Annotated in this window: 24 protein-coding genes and 1 pseudogene; 7 read left to right on the plus strand and 18 right to left on the minus strand. The window is 45.7% G+C overall.

Translation table 11 applies throughout. The annotated features are described in order from the left end of the window. Window positions 1-57 precede the first annotated feature (57 nt). The 3 genes from MKZ12_RS22020 to MKZ12_RS22030 all read right to left on the minus strand — a co-directional run bounded on the left by MKZ12_RS22020 (window position 58) and on the right by MKZ12_RS22030 (window position 2,643). Window positions 58-699 (minus strand): sugar O-acetyltransferase, encoded by a 642-nt coding sequence (locus MKZ12_RS22020; protein WP_339256693.1) that lies wholly within the window; start codon window positions 697-699, stop codon window positions 58-60. Next, on the minus strand, window positions 692-1,693 hold the full coding sequence (locus MKZ12_RS22025; RefSeq protein WP_339256695.1) for an ROK family protein: 1,002 nt from the start codon (window positions 1,691-1,693) through the stop codon (window positions 692-694). The genes MKZ12_RS22020 and MKZ12_RS22025 overlap by 8 nt, the downstream gene beginning before the upstream one ends. Window positions 1,694-2,187: 494 nt before the next feature. Continuing rightward, a complete protein-coding gene (locus tag MKZ12_RS22030) occupies window positions 2,188-2,643 on the minus strand; it encodes a hypothetical protein (RefSeq protein WP_339256697.1) in 456 nt (151 codons plus the stop codon). 216 nt (window positions 2,644-2,859) lie between these two features. Here MKZ12_RS22030 and MKZ12_RS22035 point away from each other — a divergent pair, with 216 nt between their 5' ends. Beyond that, window positions 2,860-3,060 (plus strand): hypothetical protein, encoded by a 201-nt coding sequence (locus MKZ12_RS22035; RefSeq protein WP_339236546.1) that lies wholly within the window; start codon window positions 2,860-2,862, stop codon window positions 3,058-3,060. A gap of 153 nt (window positions 3,061-3,213) precedes the next feature. On the opposite strand, the gene MKZ12_RS22040 is transcribed toward MKZ12_RS22035, so the two are convergent. Beyond that, window positions 3,214-3,951, minus strand: coding sequence for a cyclase family protein (locus tag MKZ12_RS22040; RefSeq protein ID WP_253439702.1), 738 nt, complete (start codon window positions 3,949-3,951; stop codon window positions 3,214-3,216). Window positions 3,952-4,046: 95 nt separating this feature from the next. Here MKZ12_RS22040 and MKZ12_RS22045 point away from each other — a divergent pair, with 95 nt between their 5' ends. Next, entirely contained in the window at window positions 4,047-5,021 is a 975-nt protein-coding gene (locus tag MKZ12_RS22045; RefSeq protein WP_339236549.1) for a YafY family protein, read from the plus strand. A gap of 88 nt (window positions 5,022-5,109) precedes the next feature. Beyond that, window positions 5,110-5,745 (plus strand): type 1 glutamine amidotransferase family protein, encoded by a 636-nt coding sequence (locus MKZ12_RS22050; RefSeq protein ID WP_339261490.1) that lies wholly within the window; start codon window positions 5,110-5,112, stop codon window positions 5,743-5,745. Here MKZ12_RS22050 and MKZ12_RS22055 read toward each other — a convergent pair. Then, window positions 5,729-6,655, minus strand: coding sequence for an NADP-dependent oxidoreductase (locus MKZ12_RS22055; RefSeq protein ID WP_339256700.1), 927 nt, complete (start codon window positions 6,653-6,655; stop codon window positions 5,729-5,731). The genes MKZ12_RS22050 and MKZ12_RS22055 overlap by 17 nt on opposite strands. A 199-nt stretch (window positions 6,656-6,854) precedes the next feature. Here MKZ12_RS22055 and MKZ12_RS22060 point away from each other — a divergent pair, with 199 nt between their 5' ends. Further along, window positions 6,855-7,733, plus strand: coding sequence for a PhzF family phenazine biosynthesis protein (locus tag MKZ12_RS22060; protein ID WP_339256702.1), 879 nt, complete (start codon window positions 6,855-6,857; stop codon window positions 7,731-7,733). 75 nt (window positions 7,734-7,808) lie between these two features. On the opposite strand, the gene MKZ12_RS22065 is transcribed toward MKZ12_RS22060, so the two are convergent. The 5 genes and pseudogenes from MKZ12_RS22065 to MKZ12_RS22085 form a co-directional block, all read right to left on the minus strand. Continuing rightward, window positions 7,809-8,027 carry an alpha/beta hydrolase gene (locus MKZ12_RS22065; RefSeq protein ID WP_339256703.1) on the minus strand — a complete coding sequence of 73 codons (219 nt, stop codon included), beginning with the start codon at window positions 8,025-8,027 and terminating at the stop codon, window positions 7,809-7,811. A 30-nt stretch (window positions 8,028-8,057) separates the two neighbouring features. Next, window positions 8,058-8,774 (minus strand): annotated as a pseudogene (locus MKZ12_RS22070) (expansin EXLX1 family cellulose-binding protein). Between the two features lie 334 nt (window positions 8,775-9,108). Then, on the minus strand, window positions 9,109-10,314 hold the full coding sequence (locus tag MKZ12_RS22075) for a cation:proton antiporter (protein ID WP_339256705.1): 1,206 nt from the start codon (window positions 10,312-10,314) through the stop codon (window positions 9,109-9,111). 3 nt (window positions 10,315-10,317) lie between these two features. Continuing rightward, the gene (locus MKZ12_RS22080) at window positions 10,318-10,824 is read right to left on the minus strand and encodes a cation:proton antiporter regulatory subunit (RefSeq protein WP_339256707.1); all 507 of its coding nucleotides are present in this window, start codon (window positions 10,822-10,824) and stop codon (window positions 10,318-10,320) included. Continuing rightward, complete coding sequence (locus tag MKZ12_RS22085) at window positions 10,814-11,287, minus strand: GreA/GreB family elongation factor (RefSeq protein ID WP_339236567.1); 474 nt, start codon at window positions 11,285-11,287, stop codon at window positions 10,814-10,816. The genes MKZ12_RS22080 and MKZ12_RS22085 overlap by 11 nt, the downstream gene beginning before the upstream one ends. Window positions 11,288-11,675: 388 nt before the next feature. Between MKZ12_RS22085 and gdhA the strand changes: the two genes are divergently transcribed. Both gdhA and MKZ12_RS22095 read left to right on the plus strand, forming a co-directional pair. Beyond that, entirely contained in the window at window positions 11,676-13,061 is a 1,386-nt protein-coding gene (gdhA, locus tag MKZ12_RS22090; RefSeq protein ID WP_339236569.1) for an NADP-specific glutamate dehydrogenase, read from the plus strand. Between the two features lie 156 nt (window positions 13,062-13,217). Then, entirely contained in the window at window positions 13,218-14,072 is an 855-nt protein-coding gene (locus MKZ12_RS22095; protein WP_339256709.1) for a pentapeptide repeat-containing protein, read from the plus strand. A gap of 77 nt (window positions 14,073-14,149) precedes the next feature. Here the strand turns inward: MKZ12_RS22095 and MKZ12_RS22100 are convergent, their stop codons facing one another. The 6 genes from MKZ12_RS22100 to MKZ12_RS22125 all read right to left on the minus strand — a co-directional run bounded on the left by MKZ12_RS22100 (window position 14,150) and on the right by MKZ12_RS22125 (window position 18,789). Continuing rightward, on the minus strand, window positions 14,150-15,133 hold the full coding sequence (locus MKZ12_RS22100; RefSeq protein WP_133385759.1) for a diaminopimelate dehydrogenase: 984 nt from the start codon (window positions 15,131-15,133) through the stop codon (window positions 14,150-14,152). Between the two features lie 204 nt (window positions 15,134-15,337). After that, a complete protein-coding gene (locus tag MKZ12_RS22105) occupies window positions 15,338-15,919 on the minus strand; it encodes a hypothetical protein (RefSeq protein WP_339256711.1) in 582 nt (193 codons plus the stop codon). A gap of 33 nt (window positions 15,920-15,952) precedes the next feature. Beyond that, window positions 15,953-16,099, minus strand: a complete 147-nt coding sequence (locus tag MKZ12_RS22110; protein WP_339236578.1) for a hypothetical protein — start codon at window positions 16,097-16,099, stop codon at window positions 15,953-15,955. A gap of 50 nt (window positions 16,100-16,149) precedes the next feature. Then, window positions 16,150-17,133 carry an alpha/beta hydrolase gene (locus tag MKZ12_RS22115; RefSeq protein WP_339256713.1) on the minus strand — a complete coding sequence of 328 codons (984 nt, stop codon included), beginning with the start codon at window positions 17,131-17,133 and terminating at the stop codon, window positions 16,150-16,152. 233 nt (window positions 17,134-17,366) lie between these two features. Beyond that, a complete protein-coding gene (locus MKZ12_RS22120) occupies window positions 17,367-18,122 on the minus strand; it encodes an exodeoxyribonuclease III (RefSeq protein WP_339236583.1) in 756 nt (251 codons plus the stop codon). A 109-nt stretch (window positions 18,123-18,231) separates the two neighbouring features. Next, on the minus strand, window positions 18,232-18,789 hold the full coding sequence (locus MKZ12_RS22125) for a GNAT family protein (protein ID WP_339256716.1): 558 nt from the start codon (window positions 18,787-18,789) through the stop codon (window positions 18,232-18,234). 132 nt (window positions 18,790-18,921) lie between these two features. Here MKZ12_RS22125 and solA point away from each other — a divergent pair, with 132 nt between their 5' ends. Next, window positions 18,922-20,055 carry an N-methyl-L-tryptophan oxidase gene (gene solA, locus MKZ12_RS22130; RefSeq protein WP_339261491.1) on the plus strand — a complete coding sequence of 378 codons (1,134 nt, stop codon included), beginning with the start codon at window positions 18,922-18,924 and terminating at the stop codon, window positions 20,053-20,055. A 134-nt stretch (window positions 20,056-20,189) separates the two neighbouring features. Here the strand turns inward: solA and MKZ12_RS22135 are convergent, their stop codons facing one another. Continuing rightward, window positions 20,190-22,034: an RICIN domain-containing protein gene (locus MKZ12_RS22135; protein ID WP_339256718.1), complete on the minus strand. Its 1,845-nt coding sequence runs from the start codon at window positions 22,032-22,034 to the stop codon at window positions 20,190-20,192. Window positions 22,035-22,266: 232 nt separating this feature from the next. Beyond that, on the minus strand, window positions 22,267-23,601 hold the full coding sequence (locus tag MKZ12_RS22140) for a glycoside hydrolase family 43 protein (RefSeq protein ID WP_339256720.1): 1,335 nt from the start codon (window positions 23,599-23,601) through the stop codon (window positions 22,267-22,269). Window positions 23,602-23,918: the final 317 nt, after the last annotated feature.

The following is a 23,918-nucleotide window of genomic DNA, read 5'->3' on the forward strand; positions in this document are numbered from 1 at the left end:
CGTATACCAAAAAAAGGCTGTCACTGGATCATCTACCAATCCTGGTGACAGCTTTTTTTATTCTTCCAGCACACGGCAATCTGCCAAAACATAGGGGTAATTGAGCATGCTGTCTGCTTCAGTAATTTTGCGAATCACCTTACACGGAACGCCTGCTGCAAATGAATGCGGTGCAATATCACGAGTCACGACACTCCCAGCTCCAATGACACATCCATCTCCAATGGTTACACCTCCGCACACCGTGACGTTCGCCGAGATCCATACATCGTTTCCAATCGTGACAGGTTTGGCATAACATAGCGACTTCACATCACCGTTCTGATCCACCATCTGTCTCCGCTCGCTGGCAATCATGGGATGAATGGGAGTAACAATCGTAACGTTGGGACCAAAACTGGTATAGTCCCCGATCGTCACTGGTGCATCATCTTGTATCGTCAGATTGTAATTACCGAAGAAGTGATCGCCTATCCGGGTATGCACACCATAATGAAAGAAGATGGGGCCTTGCAGGAATCCACCTTTACCGATCTGCCCCAATAGCTGTTGCAATATTTGTTCCCTTTCCTGCGTCTGTTCCTCAAATGTCTGACTGTAACGCTGACTGAGATTATGGGCCCGCCTTTTGATAGTCTTTAATTCCGGATCACTTGGACTAAACAATATGCCCTTCATGATTCTCTCTTCTTCACGCATGATGAATCCTCCTCTTCAACGCCTTAAGAACCATTCCCCTTAACCCAGCATCAAAATCATGTTGAAACGAGTCCTGATGTACGATCTCGGGCAATGCCGGCATGGGATGCTGCTCCCCGTACTGTTTCCACGCCAAGTCCAGTTCTTCTCTCTCCACACGTTCCTGATAAATGACAATCTGGTGCGGGGCGACGACGGCATTGATCGTTTGCAGAATATGACATACCTGCAATACAAAGTCGTTTTTGCTCATGTCACGTCTCCAATCTGGTGAATAAGGAAGATACTTAACCTCACCAAACATCCCGTTTTTCCCGCGGATCATCTGTCCATTCAACATCATGCCCATACCCGGCGGGTATCGGTTAGGAAAATAAATTCCTGCTACACTCTGTTCTTTCAGATCAGCATGCTGTGCACAGTACCCGCTAATCGCTGCATTCACATCATTCTCCACGAGAACGTTCAGCTGGAACTCGCTCTCGATCTCCCGTATCAGATGGGAATGAATAAGCTCTTCATGACTGCTCACCGTGATATTCCCGTCCACGGCTTGTCCTGGAATTCCGATGCCAATCATATCAATGGAGGGGTACTCCGCAACGAAACGCGCAATAAGTTGCAGCACATGTTGTTTATCAAAAGCAGGCAGGATGCTCTCTTCCTTCAACACAACCTTATTCTCCAGATTCATGACCGTTGCCGAAATCAACTCTTGGCCTTTCATCTCTTTGATGTAAAGAACCAAAGCAAGCTTGTAATTATAATTATATCGATATGCCTGAGCAGGACGCCCGCCATTCGAGGGAACCACTTTATCCTGGAACAACTCTCCGCCATCACATAATTCCTGGATCAGCGCATTGATCGTAACCACACTAAGATTGGTTAATGAGGCTAATTGCGGTTTGGTTGCCGTCTCGATCTGCTGCATGACTTCACGCACATTATTCAAATTGATGTATTTCATCATTGTAGCATTGGCTTTTTTCATAACCCTCTCGTTTCCACTCTGGTTCAATGGAGCCAAAGCAATGGTATGGATGTCATTTCACTCCATATCATAGCACAACGTAATACCTTACTCGAACCCACGAGTTCCTTCGTGCTCGCCAATAATCGGAATCGCCAAAGTTGCTCTGTTCACTCAAACAAATCATCCATCGACTTCACAGGTTTTACTTCAATCGGCTGTTTTGACAAGACCATATTTGCATAGGCACCAGCCCAAATTATAATTGCCATAATAACGTATACCATCCATGCACACCTCCCTGTTTCCTGCAAATTATGATTTTGCGATATTCATACATATGCTTATTCCTCATTAATAAATATACTTTATAAAGTTTATTACGTAAGTATGCGAGGATATCCGTTCTTTGTCAACTACAACAACATGTTTCCGCTCGAGGCCCATAACAAATAGCCGGCGAAAAAATCATTCAACGATTCTTTCGACAGCCGTTTGTTCCATATACAAGCAGTTTATTTCGAATATGTTCGCTGTACAGAAGGTAATAAAGTCACAACTTGAATACCCACTCCCCATGCAAAATAGACCAAGTGAATGATAGAGACATCCTGAATCCAATACACCTGCGCCATAATCCAGATGATGAGGGCAAACCCCGTGTATAAGGAAAAAGTCCAGGCCCAGTAGCGGTCAGGATAGAGATTCAGCCTTTCACCCAGCGCCCAAGGAGTGCAGCGTATGAGTGCAATAGCAATCATTATAGGCATCACACCAAGAACCAGCAATAGGATGATTCCCGGAAACAAAAAACTGGAAAACGGAGAATTCAGCAACAAAGATTCAGGCAAATTCACCATATTTCCAGTTGGGTTGATGATTAACATGCTTCCTCCAACGATCGCCCCAACCCCCAGAATTCCATGCATCAAAATGAGTAACCACGATCTACCTTCACTTTGCTTCATCATGAATTGCTCCTTTCTTCCTCTCGTTTCTCAGCCTCATACAGTCAATCTTAGAAGGATGATGATCGCCCCCTCTAGTACCATTCTCACACATGCCGTGCATTGTTCCTGTGCTTCTTTTCACTATATTGATCTCGAACATCATTCATAATGGTAAAACTTGATAAAAGAACGTACGTTCGGTATAATGAAATTATCCTGAATAAGCGAGAGGCAGATATGGACGACAAATTTATTAAAGAATTACGCGAGATTGGTCGGGATGACAGACGAAGATCGGAATTTATGATTCAAGGCTTGAAGGAGACACTGCAAGAACGCAAAGAAGAAGGTGTACTCAAACGCTGGATACGGCGTAAGAAAACAGAGAAGAAAATCTCTCAAAGATTTAATCAAGATCCTCATTCGGATCAAAAGTAACAACATAAAAAAGGAGGCGTATTGCGCCTCCCATGCTACTTACATATGTGGATCAGTTAATCTAGTTAATACCTGATTGATCTATTAGTGCGCGTTCAAAATGGTCGGTTTTCAGTATCAAGAAGATGGAATGATGCTTGGATCTACCCCGTTTCACGGTAGAATAGCAAAGGATCGAACCGGGAAGCCGGAGGCTTTCTCCGCCTTGGGTACAATATTGAAGATGACCGCGCCTTTAGCTGGCACCTGATCCAGATTCGTTAACAGCTCAACCTGGTATGTATCCTGAGCAAGCACATAATATTCTGCCAGGAGTGCCCCATTCTTCTGATAATCTACGGCTGAATCCGTGTCAAAGGTTTCGTGCCCAATGGCCTTTATTTTTCGTTCCTCAAATAAGAACATAAGTGCACTCACCGACCATCCAGGTGCATGACTGTTGCCCTCATCATCCTTGTTATCAAATGCTTCATGACTCGGCCAACGTTTGCTCCAATCCGTACGTAAAGCTACGAAGCTTCCTGCTTCAATCATGCCATGTTCTCTTTCAAATTCATGAATATGCTCTACATCCAGTGTAAAATCCGGGTTATTCGCCACTTCGGCTGACTGGTCAATGACGATAAGCGGGAGCACAAGCTCCTTCAAACCTAGTTCATCCAGATACCGGGTATCCCGAACAAAGTGAATCGGGGCATCAAGATGTGTACCATACTGACCAGGGAACTTGAAGCTCTGAGCAAAGAAACCTTGATCGTGATTAAACAGCGTATCAAATTGGGCTTCTTCAAAAGCTGAGAAATGTGGGGATTCCGGTCCAAATGTATGGGTCAGATCCACCCATTTCTTTTCTTTTAACAATTGAATGGCTTGAATGAGTTCGTTGGACATCCGTATCACCTCATGCACAGAATGGAATAAATTTCCCCTATTATATCTTATTACACCAGAAAATAAATGATTGATTAATCTCTGAGGTGAAATTAATGTCTAAGCTGGATAATATGTTGGCCATCCTATGGCTGCTTAACTCAGGCCGAAAAATTACAGCCCATCAAATATCTGAAAAATTAGAAATGAATATACGAACCGTTTACCGTTATATGGATGCACTTTGCGCCAGTGGTGTACCGATAATATCTGACACGGGTCATCATGGCGGGTATACTCTCTTGAATCAATTCATTAAAAGTCCTCTTCTTTTGGATGTAGGAGAGAAAACGACATTACTTCATGCTGCCATATTCGCCAAAGAAGCTGGGTATTTTTTAGGAGAGGCATTAGATAGCGCAACTTCAAAGCTTATGATGCACTCCAATCAAGAACAGGAGAATATGATAAAGCAACAATTTGAAGGGGTTGAAGTGATCGGTTCCCTTGGGAAGCCAAGAATAGAGCCCAGTACTGAGATCATATTAAAGACATTAGAGCAAAGTGTACTCCAAAAGTCGTCTGTAGAAATCGATTACCTAACCAGTCACGAAGAGCAATCCAAGTGTAGAATCGTGGACCCCTATGGAATAATCTATTGGAATCATCATTGGTATGTTATAGCCTTTTGTCATTTTCGGAATGACATTCGCAGTTTTAGAGTGGATCGAATCATTTGTGCTAACCAGACAGAAATGATGTTCAACCGACCACCTCATTTTTCGGCAAGTGAATTTTTCAGAGGCAGCCTCCTTCCGGAAGCACAAAATCCGACATCATTTATTCCTCTGGTGCTTACAGGTAAATCAAGCACACTGGATGGCCTATGCCTGCATTGGTTTTTGGGACACCATCTCCAAGAACGGACTGCTGAAAAAGCAACATTCTCACTCGACAAAGAAGACATCCTTCAATATGTTCCTATCTTGCTTTTATCCTATGGCAGATCTGTTCAGGTCATTGAACCTATAAGTTTGAAGCAAAGAATGGTTGAAGTTCTGCATGATCTCATTGATCATTATCAGGTTTGAAAACTTCACTGACGGTAAATGTCAGTGAAGTTTTTTTATAATACAAGAGTAATCCAACCAATCATGAATAACAAAAGGGGTGTGTATGATGCAAAAGAAGAACATATATCTTTATGTATTTAATACGATGTCAGACTGGGAGGTAGGTTATTTAACTGCGGAACTGAATTCGGGAAGATATTTTAAGAAAGATATTGAGCCTTTACAGGTTGTAACCGTAGGTGTAGATCAACATCCGGTAACTACCATGGGCGGATTGAACATCCTTCCCCATATTTCGATTGATGAATGTACGTTGAATGGTAACGACGTCATCATTCTTCCGGGAGGAAATACCTGGATGGACACCATCCATGATCCCCTATTAAAAAAAGTTACTGACGCTATAGAAAAAGGTACGGTTGTTGCGGCCATTTGTGGTGCCACAGTTAGACTCGCAAAGATGGGGTTACTGGACTCCATACAGCATACAAGCAATGATCTGCAATACCTGAAGATGATATGTCCAGATTATACCGGAGAAACTTATTATCAAACGGAGCCAGCAGTAACCGATGGAAATGTAGTTACTGCATCTGGAATAGCTCCGTTAGAATTTACGATGCATGTACTGAAGAAGCTGGATGTCTTCACACCAGAAACTTTACAGGCCTGGTACAATCTGAATCGGACTCAAGAGTCCACATACTTCTATGAGTTAATGAACTCTATTGCACCTGAATAACGAGTTTTCCACGCGTATGATGGGATTCACTTTTCTCGTGTGCTTCCCTTAATCCCTGCTCAGTTAACGGGTAGGTTCCATCAATAACCGATTTGAGTTTGCCTTCCGCAGCCAGTTCAGCCAACTGATCCAGTTGATCCCCTTTGGGCTCCATCATGAAGACGTTGGCCGTCACTCCAGCTTCCTTGGCAAGCTTCTCATCCGGTTGTTCCACCAAGGATACCAGATGCCCGCCGGACTTCAACACCTTGAAGCTGTCGCGCTGAATATCACCACCCATGGTGTCCAGTACAACATCATAACCGGAGAGAATCTCCGAGAAATCTTCTTTTTTATAGTTGATAAAATGATCCACACCTAGCGATCGAAGTAACGCTTCGTTTGAATCACTGGCCGTAGAAGCCACTTCAGCGCCGAGGGACTTGGCAATCTGAATGGCATACGTTCCCACACCACCTGACCCAGCATGGATGAGTACCTTCTGCCCTTTACCTAGACGTCCATGATCTACAAGAGCTTGCCAAGCCGTCATCGCTGCCAGCGGGATCGCTGCCGCTTCCTCGAAGCTTAAATTCTCCGGTATACGGGCAATAATGTCTGCATCAACTGCAACATATTCTGCATAGGTTCCGAATTCGCGCGGACGTGCAAATACCCTGTCACCTTCTCTGAACCTTGTAACATTTGAGCCTACTTCAGCCACAGTACCCGCAACATCTCCGCCCAGAATCAACGGAAAATTATCCGCTGCTTCTTTCATATAGCCTTGCCTAATCTTAAAATCCACCGGATTGACCGACGTGGCATGCGTTCGGATCAACACCTGATTCACTCCACATGCTGGCTTGGCTACTTCTTGTTCCTTCAATTGTTCCGCTCCACCAAATTCCTCAATCACAATTGCTTTCATTAGAGATCCCAGCCTTTCCATTGGATTATCTTTATGCTCTCTCTCCCTTCATTACCCTTTCCCAGCAGTCACTTGACCTATTCATTCAAAAAATCACAGCAATCAAGGGATTCACTATCCAGTTCAACAATCATGATATAATGTCGATTATCGATTATGTTAGTCCTTAATCCAATACTTGAACAAGTGAGGTAACAATATGGAAGTTGAAGTAAGTACATTACATGCATTTTCGGACAAGGCTCTTGGCGGAAACCCCGCAGGTGTTGTTTTACAAGCAGCGCATTTGTCTGAATCCCAGATGCAGGAGATTGCCAGACAAGTCGGTTTTTCAGAAACTGCATTTGTTATGCCATCGGAACAGGCTGATTTCAAAGTACGTTTCTTCACTCCAAGTGATGAAGTTGATCTCTGCGGGCATGCCACAATTGCATTATTTTATCTAATGAAAACACAACATCTCGTTGATGTTGGTACATATACACTGGAGACACTGGCCGGAATTCTTACAGTCGTTATTGAAGTCAATGGAGAAGTCTATCTGGCACAGACATTGCCGGAGTTTGGGGAGATCGTGGATCGTCAGCAGATTGCCGATTCATTACGTATTTCTACGGAGGATTTACATTCCGAACTTCCTGTACAGATTGTGTCTACCGGACTACCTGATATCATGATAGCTGTTAAAGATGTTGATGTTCTGACCAAAATTGATCCTGACTTCCAGCGTATCACGGAAATAAGCAAGGCTCATCATGCCATAGGTTATCACGTGTTTACACTCGAATCAGATGTTATGGACGTTCTGACCGAATGTCGTAATTTTGCACCACTGTATGATATACCGGAAGAGAGTGCAACGGGTACCTCCAATGGTGCCATGCTCTGTTATTTACACCATTACAACCAGCTTACAGATCCTCATCATCACACGTATACGATCAGACAAGGGTATACCATGAACCGCCCCTCCGAAATCCGAGCCAGATTAACTTTGGACAGCTCCAATGAAATTATACAGATTCAGGTTGGCGGTCGTGCAATTCATATCAAAAACATTCAAATTCACCTCCCTTAATGGGAGGTGTTTTCTATATTAAAGATATGAGAACTATGTATTTTAGAAGCCATATCATGACCTTATATCATTGGATTATTGAATCTCTTGTAAAAATCGTAACACCGCTACCTCCAACTGCTTCAGTCCTGGCTGTTCTATAGGAAAATGGCCTGCACCCTCCAAAATGATGCATTCCTTATCTACCACCAAACGATCAAAAAAAGGTTGGCTGAACCTGATCGGTGTCATGGGGTCCAATTCGGGGTGAACCAACAGGACCGGACACTGGCTGAACTGTTCGTCAATGAACATACTTCTTTTTATAACACCTTCGTATATCTGTCAATCCGAAAACTGGACATTGCCCGGTACGATGTACGCACCACCCGATCCATCATTAGGTAGAGCTGGGATCGTGTCATTTATTACCTGACCGCGAATATCGGTCATACGAACGTTTAGTTTTTCTTTGCCCAGTCCGGTTCCGAGGAAATGATTATAGTCCTGCTTTTCAAGATTGAGCCACGTACCATCCTTCTGTTTCACTTCGAACTTCAGCACCGGATACTTATGGTTGCGGACCTGAATGGCTGCCCACCACTGACTGCTGCCTTCCTTGATCCGATAGGAGACATTGCCTTGGGTGGGAGCTTTGACTACTTTCCAGCTGATATTGATTTTGCCTGCCTTTGGGTCACCAATCAGGTTAAAGGCATTTGGCGATAGATCGAGCGCTCCACTGGCACCCTCCGGATAGAGGTCTGTTACATAGACCGTTGTTTTGCCTTTCGGACCTTGGACTTCGAGGTAGGCTCCCGCTAGAGCAGCTTTGACACCGTTATAATTGAGCTAGATCGGATTAAGTGCAGTAATTTTCATGTCCGAAGGGATGGGATCAAGCAACAGCGCACCTCCCGAGTAACCTGAGCCCGTATACGTCGCATAACCCTCATATGTATCATTCCACGCGGCAGATGCAGGTAGAGCAAATAATACGAGACTGAGCAAAATCCCTGTACTGGCCCATTTTAACCGCTGAAATCTACTTTTCTTGTTCATGAGCTATTCCCCCTCTACATTCTCATGTAAATGGTACGTTCAACTGCTAGAATCAAATATAACATTATTTTACATAATAACTTTTTACTTTCAATCCATTTCTGCCAAATCACATCCAAAGTCCTGCCTCTGAATTTGAACATTCACGACCACGCACAAGATATGGATACATACGATAAATTGGTGTGTTAAGCATGATTTCAAGCCGATATTCGGTCCATTTCTATTAATAAAAAAACGCCACACCCCGGAGTGATTTCTCACTCCAACCGTGTGACGCTTATTAGGCCTTGCGGTCAGAATTCTCTGACTGTCCAAGGACAGCTACACCGCCTCATCCTGCCTCCCTTCGTTTCACCCGCTTCCTTAGTCGCTCATACTGTGCGTAGATACGCGGAGATTCTTTCGTTAGGATAGGCCCCAGCACAGCCAGAATTAACACATACAATACGGCAAAAGATTGAATGGATACCATCAGCCCTCCGGCCTTGCCGATGTTCGCCATGATAATGGAGAATTCGCCCCGGGAGACCAGGGTAAAGCCCACATTCAAGGAGGCCTTAGGACTCATTCCAGCCAATCTGCCAGCGATCATGCCTGCACCATAGTTACTGGCGATCGTCAGAATAACGGCAATGATCGTCATGCCAATTGCTCCGCCAAGTGAAGACGGCTCGATGGTCAGACCAAAACTGAAGAAGAAAATGGCACCAAAAAAATCTTTGAAAGGCATGATCTGGTGCTCAATCCGACTGACATGTCTTGATTCGCCCAGCACAAGACCCATCATCAATGCTCCAATGGCTTCCGCTACATGCAATGTTTCCGAGAAACCAGCTACCAGGAAGAGCAGTGTCATGACGGTAAGCAGGAACAACTCTGATGACTTGATATTCAGTGCCTTATCAATATATTTGATGCTTTTCCTGCCAATAATCAGGAACAGCACAATAAACAGCAGGGCAGACAGGGATACCAGCAGAACACTTAAGAATGAAGTTGCCCCGCTGAGCACAAGCCCGGTCAGGATTGAGATATGAATCGCGATGAACAAGTCATCGAACATGATCATGCCCATAATAATCTCTGTTTCGGGGTTTGCCGTGCGTTTCAGATCAACGAGCACTTTGGCTACAATGGCTGTAGAAGAGCTCGTCATGATCCCACAGACGACGAGAGTCTCCTGAAGGGGCAGATCCATGAACCACCCCAACAGTAATCCAGAGACAAAATTAAGCCCTACATAGAACATGCCTCCGGTCAGAATGGCTTTACCAGACTTTAATAGACGGGAGACAGAGAACTCCAGACCCAGGTAGAATAGCAAAAACAAAATGCCAAGCCTGCCCATAAATTCAATAAAGGTCGAACTTTCAATAAAACGCAAATCCACTATGCCGATCTGTGGTGCATGTGGTCCAACAGCCATACCAATCAGAATATAGAAAGGAATGACTGAAAATCGTAATCGTGAAGATATCAGCCCAGTAAGTGTAATCAGCGCAACGGCAATTCCCACTTCGAATATGAGCATATCCATAGGCTAAGTCCGTCCATCAGTCAACAATTGTTTAAGGTGTTTAATCTGATTCCGTTCACCGGCAACGACAACTGTAGCTCCCGCGGTAAAAGCATAATCCGGACCTGGATTAAAATGTTTCTCCTTCTCCTTGGTCACCACAGCAAGAATAACAGCGCCCGTAGCCTGACGGATATCCAGTTCACCAATCGTCATGCCTACGCTTGATGCGTGAGGTTCAATTCGTAGCCATTCGATTAACAACCCTTCAAGCATGACTTCACGCTCATCTTGAAACTTCGGTTTATAGGTCATACCCCCAACGATGGCGGCTACCGCCCGGGCTTCATCATCGTCAAGGGTGACAAGAGATACCATATCCCCCATCTCTTCAGGTGTATCCCCTGACTCCATATGGAACAGGTCACGCCTTTCGTCATTATGAATCACAATGACCAAGTGCTCACCACTACGGGTATGCAGCCAGTATTTACGTCCAATCCCTGGTAAGTCTGTCTCTTTAAAGTGCATGATCTGCACCTCCCAAGGCCGACTCGTTTAAGGTTTCGCCCCGCAGCTCAATGCCTGTGATGCGTATTCTCATGGAACCTGATGGTGTATGGACAGACCTAACTTCCCCTTTGCGGCCAAGCAGCAATTGACTCCCCACTGGAGAGAGGAAGGAAATGCGACCCTCATCCGGATCCGTATCTTCTGGCATGACAATCATGAATGAATCTGACGTATGAAAATCGATATATTCGAAATCAATATGACTGCCGATCAATACAGCCGAGTCCAGATCTTCATCAGGGCCCAGTAGCAGTTTTTCCACATATTCCGTATAGGCCAGCAGTTGTTTTTCCATTTGTATTCGCTCTGGATCACGCACGTCGAAATAGGCGTCGAGAAATGTTCTTTTCTCTTCACCGAATGTAAATAGCTGGCTCACCAGCTTCTCTCTGCAATTATGGCGGGAAGTCCTATGGTTCATAATAGATTTCACCCCCTATACAAGCCTTGTTCTCCATGTTGATTGGCATGTTTCTCTTCATCATCTTGTTGTCCTCCTTCTGATTGTTAAAAGGCCTCAGGATACGAGACCTTCTTACCATCTTACCAAAACTAATATTTTAATCCAGTATATTCGTCTAACTCGCTTTTATATTATCATTTGTGGTCATATCTTCCATTTAATAACTCCATTCTTCACATCATGTGGTAGATCCATAGAACATTTTAATTACTGCATAAAAAACATTTTATGAATTTATATCTCGTATTTTTATTTGCTTTACTGTATATTTAACTACAAACTTTTATTCAATTTATGCAAATAGGTATTCAAAGACTTTAACACGATAAAGGAGTGCATCGAAAAAGTGTCCACGATAACAAAAGAAACTACAGAGTCCGTTCAAGTTACTGCCGCAGAATATGTTCATTCCGTCTATGAGTCGGTTGTCGCCAGAAATCCGCATGAAGACGAGTTCCATCAAGCTGTCAAAGAAATTCTGGATTCCCTTATTCCAGTTATTGAAGCACACCCGAAATATCGGAACCATAGTCTGCTGGAACAGCTTGTCGAGCCCGAACGTGTAATCACATTCCGTGTCCCATGGGTAGATGATCAGGGCAAAGTTCAGGTTAACCGTGGATTCCGGGTGCAATTCAACAGTGCCATTGGTCCTTACAAAGGCGGACTTCGCTTCCACCCTTCTGTATACTCGGGCATTATTAAGTTCCTCGGCTTCGAACAGATCTTCAAAAATGCCTTGACCGGTCTGCCTATCGGCGGTGGTAAAGGCGGTTCTGACTTCGATCCGAAAGGAAAATCGGATCTGGAAGTTATGCGTTTCACGCAAAGCTTCATGACAGAGCTGTACAAATATATCGGCTCAGATACCGATGTACCGGCAGGTGACATTGGTGTAGGCGCAAGGGAAATCGGTTACATGTTCGGCCAATACAAACGTATCCATGGTGGGCATGAAGCAGGCGTATTGACAGGTAAAGGTCTGCTGTACGGAGGAAGCTTGGCACGTAAGGAAGCCACTGGCTTCGGATGTGTGTACTTCGTGAAGGAGATGCTGCAATCCAAAGACCTCAGTTTCCAAGACAGCACAGTCGTAGTCTCTGGGTCTGGTAATGTATCCATCTATGCTATTCAAAAAGCCCAGGAACTTGGAGCCAAAGTCGTGGCATGCAGTGACTCAGGTGGCTACATATACGATCCACAAGGCATCAACCTGGATACCGTGAAACGTCTGAAAGAGGTTGATCGTCTTCGCATCAGCGAATACATCAAAGAACATCCGCATGCTACATATACCGAAGGCTGTGAAGGAATCTGGTCTATCCCTTGTGATATCGCTCTTCCGTGTGCGACGCAAAATGAGATCGATGAAGAAGCTGCTGCCCTTCTGGTTAAAGGTGGCGTGAAAGCCATTGGCGAAGGCGCAAATATGCCTTCCACCCTGGCTGCCATTGATGTCTTCCACGGCGCGGGCGTACTGTTTGGTCCAGCCAAAGCGGCTAATGCTGGTGGTGTAGCCGTGTCTGCTCTTGAAATGTCACAGAACAGCATGCGGTTGTCCTGGTCATTTGAAGAAGTAGACGCCAAGCTTCATGACATCATGAAGAACATCTACAACAGCTGTGTGGAAGCTGCTGAAGAGTATGGCTGTGAAGGTAACCTCGTAGCCGGAGCGAATATCGCCGGTTTCCTCAAGGTCGCTGATTCCATGATCGCTCAAGGTGTAGTTTAATTTGAATACGTGATTCTCCACGATTAAAAGGCGTTCCCATCTTATTTGGGTAAACGTCTTTTTTTCATTGTCTCTAATTGCTCTAATCGCAGGGCAATGGTAAAGTGGTACAGACGTAATTCCATTTATTTGTACTCGTATAAGGAAGTGTTTACATTGTCTAACCAACCATTTGTCAGTACTGCGAGTCCTCATCTGAGTGCAGACTGCGAGCGATGTTTTGGCCTGTGCTGTGTTGCCTTGCCCTATGGCAAGTCATCTGATTTTGCTTTTGAAAAGGCCAGCGGCACACCCTGTCCCAATCTGCGCACGGACAATCGCTGCGGTATCCATACCCAGCTTCGGCAGAAAGGGTTCAAAGGCTGTACGGTATATGACTGTTTCGGAGCTGGACAGAAGCTGTCTCAAGTAACCTACGCGGGCAAGGATTGGCGTGATCATCCGGAGTCTGCAAAGGAGATGTTTGATTGTCTGCCTGCATTGCGACAAATTCACGAGTTGCTCAGTTATATGAAGGAAATGATGATGAGACCGGAGACATCAGCCCTTCACTCGGCATTCGGTGAGTTATATGAGGAGATCGAGCGCTTGAGCAATCTGGAGCCTGCGGCTCTCCTGCGTCTGGACATCGTTCATTATCGTTCCTCGGTGAATCAACTCTTGGTTCAGGCCAGTGAAATGATACGTGCGAATGTGCCAGCCGCCGCTCATGGACAAGGGAAGTCGAAGAAGAATAAAAAACGTACCGGAAGTGACTTTTTTGGTGCCAACTTAAAAGGGGCTGACCTGCGGGGCGCAAGCTTCCGAGGGGCTTTAATGATCGCAGCCAACCTCCAAAATGCAGATATACGAAATGCCGATTGGATTGGTGCGGACTTACGGGATACGGATCTCGGCGGTGCAGACCTGAGAGGTGGCATCTTCCTCACGCAATCGCAGATTAATGCAGCCAAAGGTAATGTTAATACCAAGTTACCTGATCATCTCAACATTCCCTCACACTGGGTGTAACACAACACAAAAAACAGCTCGTCCTATACATCTAGGGACGAGCTGTTTTTTATTGAAACTACAGAAATGAAGCAGAATTATAACAAGTCGCGGCGAAGATCTTCAGCCGATTTCGGGGACAGGTGACCGAGCGGAATATCAAATACCGTTTTCGCTCCCTTATGTCCTTCCACGCTCAAACGTTGTGCGGCTCTCGCATACGCTACAAGTACACTCGCTGTAAATTCAGGATTGCTGTCGAGTTTCAGACCGAATTCAATAATTTGCTTTTGACCGGCACCTGTAACACCACTGCGAATTACAAATCCACCATGCGGCATACCTTCATGCTCGGATTTTAATTCTTCTTCAGTAATGAACGTTACAGTAGTATCGTAATCCGCAAAGTAGTTAGGCATCGATACAATCGTCTCACGGATCTCATCCTGATTGGCGCCATCTTCAGCTACCACATAACATTGACGCAGATGTTTCTCACGTGTAGACAGCTCTGGTGTCTCTCCTGCACGAATACGGTTGATAACCTCTTCCACAGGTACAGTATACTGTACACCCGCCTTAACACCTGGAACACGACGAATAGCATCCGAGTGACCTTGGCTAACACCTTTGCCCCAGAACGTATACTCTTTTCCTTCTGGCAAGATGGACTGTGCAAGCAGACGGTTCATGGAGAACAAGCCTGGGTCCCAACCTGTGGAAATGACGCTTACATGACCGCCTTGCTCTGCCGCAGCATTCACTTCCTTGTAGAATTCAGGAATCTTGGCATGTGTATCGAAGCTGTCTACTGTATTGAACAACTTGGCGATGGCTGGTGTTTGCTCCGGAAGGTCCGTTGCCGAGCCACCACAGAGGATCATAACATCGATCTTGCCTATGTATTGCTCCGCTGCAGAGATATGCTCAAAGCGAACTTCTGTGCTTTCAGCGACCATCTGCTCCGGATTACGACGTGTAAACACAGCAATCAGTTCAAGATCCTCATTCTGGGAAATGGCTTTCTCTACCCCTTTACCCAAGTTACCGTAACCAACAATACCCACTCTAATCATGTTCAATCCTCTCCTGTCTTCTTCTATAGTTGTCTATTAATCTATTATAATGATATAACATACCATGTAACCTGTCAGGTTTCCAGTTCGAAATAAAAATACCTTGCAGCGGTGTAGCAATAATGCGGCTCCGCATGCAAGGTATTTTGGCGTTGATTCGTTATTATAGGAGGAAAGAAAGCAGAAGAGGACAATAGTCTTATATTCTCCCTATGATTCTGACCAGGTCAATGTCAGTTCAATGACGCCTTCCTGTGACGCTAATGCCCCTCCAATTAAGGACCAGGCATCCTGCGTTTCCGGGTCAGTTCCCTGAATAATAATATTTTTGTCATCAATCGTCTGACCCGCATCCGTCAACTTTTTGGCATCGAAGTAATCTTTGTACAGCTTGGATATGGTCTTCATATCTTGTTCCGTGGTGAAGATCACCATGGCCGATTGCTTGCCTTCATTCTCACCGGAATTGGCTAAACGAATGGTTGCATCTTCCGGCAGGGGGAAGTCACTTGGCAAATTCCCTGGCAACTCATTCGTTCCAGCAGTGACCTCCTCACTGCTATCTGAATCCGATTCGGCTGGCTCAGTTGTACCCTCCGTCTCTGTCACTCCACTTGTTGTTGCTTCGCTCACTTCTTCATTGGTCGCTTGTTCACCCGTTCCGGAGGAAACTTCGGTGTCCACCTTCTCTGCATCACCTGTCGGTTCTTCTGCTGCACTGCTGCAAGCACTCAAGGCCACCATCATCGCCAGTGCCGCACAGGCCAATATGTACTTCCTTCTCTTCACCATCCCGATACCACTCCTTATTATTCGTTTTATGTGCTAATCCCGCTCAAACGACTCAATTACAGGTACCGCATGAACGTTATTCTTGACCCATATCACAGATACAGATAATACACTTAAAGACAACAGACAACTGGCTATGAGAATGGACAGGAATCGGGTGATCACTTTAAACTTTTTCATCCAGCCCTCCTCCTCATCCTGTTCTTCATGTATTTGTGGAATCATGTTACTCATAGGTCACTCGACGTTGTCACTAATTTCATGATTTCGGCAGCGACAAGATCCGGCTGACTGTTATGAATATAATGCTCGGCGTCAGGAACAAGCCGCTGGTTTCCTTGTTTGGACCATGAAGCAAATTTTGCTTGATCTGCTTGCCATGCCCGGCTCCCCTTACTTGGTTGATCTGATCCGGCCGTCAGGATTGTCAGTGGAAAAGAAAATTGCTTTTTGTTCTCCAGCACACGTGATGCATTGATCTTGGCGTGACGCATCTCATCCATGACGTTATCATTGTAAGCATGCTTCAGTGTAGAAATGGTGGCGGCTTTTTTCATTGGGGTAGAAACCAACTTCGGGTCAATGACCAGCGTTGCCATCATCCGATCCGAATGAAGCAGTGTACGCGCTACGCCTGTTTTCACCAGGAATCGAGCTGAAGCAAAATACCATTCGGGCGTATCCATCTCCACCGTACTGTAATATTCAGGACTGCCTCCATCGATCATGACCATGCCAGCCACCTCATCAGGGTATCTTTGCGCAAACCGGAGTGTCTCCAAGGAACCCAGAGAGTGACCTACCATGATGTATGGTGGACGTTGCCCGGATGTTCGCAGCAATTGGTGGATCTCTTCCGAGATGGTATCGACATCACGAGGTTCATTCGTATAGTCGCTGTACCCGTACCCAAACCGATCGTATACCGCAATTTTCACCTTGGATTTCAACTTGTCATACAACGGACTGAAATCCACGTACGGATTGGGTGTACCCCAGCCTGAGGCAAAAACCACCGTAACTTCTCCTCTGCCAGCGGTGTAGAGATGCATGTTGCGACCACTCACTTCATAATACTTGCCTGGCGGGGGATAAGACTTCATATCCTGCGTGGATTGATACGCTTCATACGCTGTACCTGCCAGCAGTATAAGTCCTGTGGCAAGCATCATGCCTCCCAGCACCTTTAACCCTCTCCGTAACCCCTTCTTCATCTTCTCTACCCCTTATCCCAAAGGTTCATCTATATATGTATGCTTCAATCGTACCCAAGAAATAGCAGGATTGAAACAATCCAGAGTCCAGTCCTTTCCCCAACCAAAGTCCAGTTTCAATCCCCTACCCGTAACGCCAAAAAAACTGCAAATCTCCCATCTAGGAAACTTGCAGTTCATCTACACTTGTATTCTAAGTTTCTTAGCTCAATCCATCTCACGCCGATCCTTACCTATAGTTGCAATGTAAGACCCACCGGGCAATGATCACTGCCCATCACATGGCAGTCGATATGTGCATCCGCCACCTTGGGTGCCAATTGATTGGATACGAGAAAATAATCAATGCGCCAGCCCACGTTCCGTTCTCTGACTTTCGGCATATAAGACCACCAACTGTACACATCCGTACGATCCGGATACAGATGCCGGAAGCTGTCCACATACCCGGAAGCAAGCAAATCGGTCATCTTGCCACGCTCTTCAAGGGTAAAGCCGGAATTGCCCAGATTGGGCTTCGGATTCTTCAGATCGATCTCCTGATGAGCCACATTCAGGTCACCACAGACGATAACCGGTTTGATCTGCTCCAGTTGCAGAATATACCCCCGGAATCGGTCCTCCCATTCCAGACGATAGGGCAGCCGGGTGAGATCCCGCTTGGCGTTTGGTGTATACACGTTCACCAGATAAAACTCATCGTACTCCAGCGTAATCATCCGGCCTTCTGGCTCGCTGTCCTCCTCCATCCCGTAACGAACGGATATCGGCTTGATTCGGCTAAATACAGCCGTACCGGAATAACCTTTTTTGATCGCATAATTCCAATATTGATAAACGTCTTCCCCCAGGTCCATCTCAATCTGTCCGGCTTGTAATTTAGTCTCCTGAAGGCAGAAAATATCCGCCTGACTCTCCTGATAATAATCCATAAATCCTTTGGTCACACATGCCCTTAAACCATTCACATTCCAGGACACCAGCTTCATATCCTCATCTCCTCACATCTCTCCAATATAGCACGGGCTCATTCAGAGGGACAAGCCTTACGGATCTGGAATGAGATGGTGTCATTGGAATCCTTGTGGGCTATCTTGCCTATATTTCGCTTCGTAACTTGGAGAACACCGCAAGGTCAATATATCTGCCTTTCTCGAACTCATGCTGCCGAAGCAAACCTTCCTTCTGAAAACCAAGCTTGTGTAGCAGGCGAATTGATGCCTCGTTCTCCGGTTCAACCTTAGCTTCGATCTTATTGAGTTGCATATGCGTGAATCCAAAATGTAACACGGCATGGGCCACTTCCGTCATGACTCCGCGACCCCAGAAAGAGGAGCACAAGTCGTATCCGATCTCAGCACGGTTATGTACATCTTCATAGTTCAGGAACCCACAGGTTCCGATCACTTTACGAGTTTCACGGTCTTCAATCATCCAACGTAAGCCCGTGTGTTCCTTAAAAATCTTCTTATACCATTTCATCTCACCCTGTGCATCCTCCAAGGATTCAAAAGGAGTAAATGGCATATATTGAACCACAGCTTCATCCGAATATAACGCGAGCAGATCATGGTTGTCTCTAGCCTCTGCCGACCGGAGGATGAATCGTTCTGTTTGAATTAATGGAAATAGATCAAAACTGAATTGCTCACTCATGCTTGGTCTCCTTTGCAACATCCATTGTAGAAGTCCATTCTACTACACTTGCCACCATCTAGCTTTTACGATTAATATATTCTATTAAGGCATTACTGTAGAAAAGGATACATACGGAGAGGACGTGCCATCATCACATCATCATATGACGTTATTATCGTTGGAGCCGGTTCCATGGGCATGAGTGCAGGATACTATCTATCGCGCAGTGGATGCAAAACCCTATTAATAGATGCCTTTGATCCTCCGCATACGGAAGGAAGTCATCACGGAGATACAAGACTGATGCGCCATGTGTATAGTGGTGGGCCTGACTATATCGCTATGGCATTGCTTGCGCAGAAGTTATGGCATGAGCTGGAGGAAACGACTGGCGATCCACTGTTTGTTCCATCTGGTGTACTGAATATGGTTGATCCGGAGATTCATTCCTTCCACAACCGGTTGAGCCATGCAGACGATGCAGGCATTCGTTATGAAATATTGCATGCAGCCGAGGTGATGAAACGCTGGCCAGGGATTACCGTACCTGAACATTACGAGGGCATGTATGAGCCTGATGCAGGTTATTTATATAGTGAACCCTGTATTCGTGCCTTTCGCAAGGCAGCCGAGTCTCATGGTGCAACCTTGTTAACTCATACTCGCGTAGAACATATTGAATGCGGACCACATTCCGTTGCAGTTCAAACTTCGAGTGGTGAGACATACCATGCAAATCACATCATCCTAAGCGCTGGTGCCTGGTTCCAGACGTTGAAGCCCTTCGTGGATCTCCCGATTCAGGCTGTACGTAAAACGGTTGGATGGTTTGATGCACCTGAAGCCTTGTATGGCGAAGCACACTTCCCCGGTTTTACACTGGCAGGAAAAGAAGGTATATATTATGGATTCCCAAGCATTGGCGGATCAGGACTGAAGATGGGGCGTCATGATACGGGTCAGGTGTGGACACCTGGAAGTACAATGGCACCTTTTGGTACGGAAGAAACGGATGAGGGTGATCTTCGAAGATTGCTTCAGCTTCATATGCCGCAAGCAGCTGGAGAATTGAAGCGTGGCAGTGTATGCAAGTATGAATTCACTTCGGATGAAGATTTCATAATCGACCGACACCCTGCCCATGAACGCGTGTGGCTGGCAGGCGGTTTCTCCGGTCATGGCTTCAAGTTCGCAAGTGCCATTGGGCAAATATTATCCGATTTGGTGCAAACGGGGCACACGGATCAGGACATCAGCAGGTTCGCCCTATCCCGCTTTCGTTAAATACAAGTCAGGTGAATGAACATATATATATATATGTTTAAAATAGCTACTTTCCTGGAGGAAACAGTGTTACTTAGGACACTGCACCTCCAAGAAAGAAGGATACATAAGAACGTTATTTCATGACCACAAGTCTAATTCACTTTGACGAGTCTCCATTGCTGATTGGCTCCGCCATTGTCGGCCCACTGAATGGTAGAGGCACCTGCGGTCAGAGACCCCTGATTGATATCCACCGTCAGGCCGCTATTACGATTCGCAAGCATCACATATCCTCCCACATCAATGGGCAGCCATTGCTGATTGTCGCCCCCGTTATCCTGCCACTGAATCAGAGCGGCTCCACCTTGTGTGGAACTCGAATTCACGTCTAACAAGAGCCCGCTGCCTACATTACGGATGTTGTAATATCCATTACCAGCTGACTCCAGCTTCCATTGTTGGTTGGCTGCTCCGTTATCATTCCACTGAATGATCGTTGCCCCACCCGTAGTAGAAGCACCGTTTACATCAAGTGCAAGTCCGCTGTTGCGGTTGATTAATTTGTAGATGGCGCCGGCTTCATATCCTGTACCCCCATTATAAGATGCACCGGAAATGACGTAAGTTGTGACCGAGTTAGCCTTGGCCGTAGCCGTAAAGGTTTTGTTTTGCACCGAAATATTGGTCAGTTGCTGCAACTTCTCAGTCGAAGAGGTCCGATATACCTGAGCAGACGTGCCTGTGTTCGTAAAACGACTGAGATCATAGGTTACCGTTGTATCCGTCGATTCCGAATTGGTCGTGACCAACACGACTTTGCCGGAAGCTGCATCATAAGCCGCAAGGGTGTTGGTATCACTCATGCCGATAATCTTGTATCCGGGACGAATAAATTTGCTGTAGTTGCCCATGACATAATATTTTTGGTTCACGGTGTAGCTGGTCGTTTGCGTATTGTTCAACACGTTCTTGAAGAATCCCCATCCGTCAGCACTATCCACGGCTTGCCAATATACCCATCCACTTGCGCCCATATTGCGAATATCCTTGAGGATGGTACGTGACATCGTAAGTCCACTTGCATCCCCATCGCCATATTCCGAGGTCCACAGATGTTTGCCCGCAGAAGTCGCTGTGTTGCGCAAAGCCGTACGATTGCTTCCACCATACGTATGGGTATTAATTTGAGTAATCGCTGATTTAACCGCATTGCTGTAGCTGTTGAACGACACATTGGTATCATCGATACTGTATTCTTCCGGTGCGCTCAGCTTCGTGGACAGGCCCTTCGCATTCAAAGAAGCTTGTAGCTGACTCAAAATGGTGTTCTGATCCGCCCGGTCAAAGTGCATGCCCTCCTGGTCGTTGCCCTGCTTCCACCACGTCGAGATCGGTTCATTCAGTGGAGTTACACTATCAAATGTGATTCCCCAGTTATCCCGAAAATGCTTCACAACCTCGGTTAAGTAATCGGCAAAATCATCATAGTAATCGGGCTTGAGGTTGTTCCCACCACTCGCCGAACCGGATACATTGCCACTGATCGTCATCCAGTAAGGTGCGGAATTGGCAAAAGCTTCGATGATATTTACACCTTGCGCTTTGGCAGCCTGCAGCATATATCGTTGGTTTGCATCTGCATTCCAGTCATACACGCCTGGAGAAGGCTGGTAACCAGGAACGGCTTTGCGATATTCAAGAACATTGGATGATGGATTATCTCCGCCTCCAATGTTATACCGCAGGATGTTCAGCCCCAGTCCGGTATTCGCGTTGAACATTTTCTCTACATACTCATCCCGATTGGAATATTCTCCAACCACTTTGCCCCACCACGCGAGGGATGTTCCCCATCCTTCCATCGTCTGATATTGCTTCGATGGATCGGCAACAGCCGTGTATGCTCCGGCAGCAGACACTTCTGAACCCAGTCCCAGACTACTTGTTAGCAGACTTCCTGCCAGCAGCAGCGAGCTCATTCGTTTTAACCACTTCATCCACTTCACTCCTTGTGATTTACACTTGCACTCCGATGTCAGAACAACTTTCCGATCGCTGTTATCCCCAGATTTTTAATTATTCTTTAAAGGGAAAATCCGGGGATAGCGTATGCTTCCGATGCAGCTTTCTTTCAGAAAGCTTTTAAGCGCACGCTTCGCTTCTTCAAGTTATTTCTGACCTCTCCGTTATCGTGTAAATGTATAGTTTAACTTAGAAAACGAAGACCTATTATTGTGCGACCTCTCGGAAGGTCGCGTCTGACTTATCGAGGGCAGTAACGACAGCTTCTAATTTCAGCATATTGTTGTAATGTCTCAGATACAGGTTCGGGTTACTAAACGAGGCATACGATGTCCAACTGGTGTTAGCAAGTCCATTGACACGTTTGAACGTGGCGTCATTTCGGAAGGTAGCGCTGCCGTCATTTTTCACGAGTGTAATGTTGCCATTAGTATTGCGCAGGAAATAACCCGGATAATTCATGGACTCAAACGAAATGCCTGTTGCATTCGCCAGCCCGGGAACAATACGGAATTGTGCATCTTCCGCCGGACTCACATTGGCGTCGATTCGCGCCTGATAGTTGTAATGACGAATGAAGCTTCCCGGTACATTGAATGACTCCAACTTGCGGATATCACCCGGCTGTCCTGACTCTTTCAATACGGTCATATGTCGGACCAGTCCGGTAAGACCTGCAATCTCTTGTTTGGCACCCCAGGTCTGGAAGTTGTCAGCAGAGTCGCTGTAATAATATTTTTGTGTCGCATAGCCGTCAAAGTAGATTCGCCAGGAACCATTATCCAGCTGAACAAGCGCCGGACCTTCTACCCAAGATCCCCAACCTGCCCAATCTCCTGTACCTTTGAAGGTATAAGGACCCGTTAGCGAAGTGGCTATCGCATATTCAATGTATTTGGTGGTCTCATTCTTGGTAAAAGCATGATAGGTAGAGCCTGTCTTCACAATAAACGTGTCGATATAATTGGGAGCAATGCCTGCCAGTTCAGTAGGTGCAGACCATGCGGTAGATGTTAAATTGCTGCCTGCAGCGGTAATGACATAAGGTTTGAAATTCTCATAGTTGCCTGGTGAGAGGGACACAATAACGTTCAGACTGCCGTTGCTGTCTTTGAACCATTCCGGTGCCCAGGTGTGTGCGATTGTGGCAGGTGTGGATAAAGTAATGTTACGAACAAATGTCCAGTTCACTTTGTCGGGGCTGGAAGCGATGCCTATGGTGTTACCCGACCAATTCGTGGTGTAGACGACGTAATACAGACCATCGGTGTGTTTCATGATGCTGGGATCGCGAATCAGATTGGCCGGAGGTGTATAGGCTGGCCCTTTTAGCAAACCATAATGTGTTGCATTATAGGATTCGTAGATATACATATTGGACTCACTTGTGTTCGTGAAGGCGGATATCGTATAGACACTTGTCGCCGCTCTCGCTGTATTGGGGAATAACATCGTTAATAGAAGTAATGTTCCAAGCAGAAGGATCATTCCAGCCTTGAAAACGCTAGGTCCTCTTGCTCTGTCTTTCCTCTTCGTTAACATCAGGTCATCTCCTTATCCATGATCGAATGAAATAATGAATTAGACTTAACAACCTTACGGACTACTGTTCAAATTCCAATTACATGAAGCATCACTCCCTTCACAGATCATGGATGAACAATCATTTCATATGTAAACGGTTACAAAATTAAAGTTGCAATGTTTATCTCGCTTATTGTAAAAATCTGATAACCATAGTTCCCCAATTCCCTTAGCCTAATTCACTCAGAGGACTGAATCAGATGACTCACAAACTCAGGTAAATTGGGCTAAGAAAATGAGGTGGTATGGTTGCGATAAAAAGGTAAACTTATGCG

Origin of the sequence: Paenibacillus sp. FSL R5-0713, from assembly GCF_037973325.1 — a bacterium.
GTDB lineage: Bacteria > Bacillota > Bacilli > Paenibacillales > Paenibacillaceae > Paenibacillus.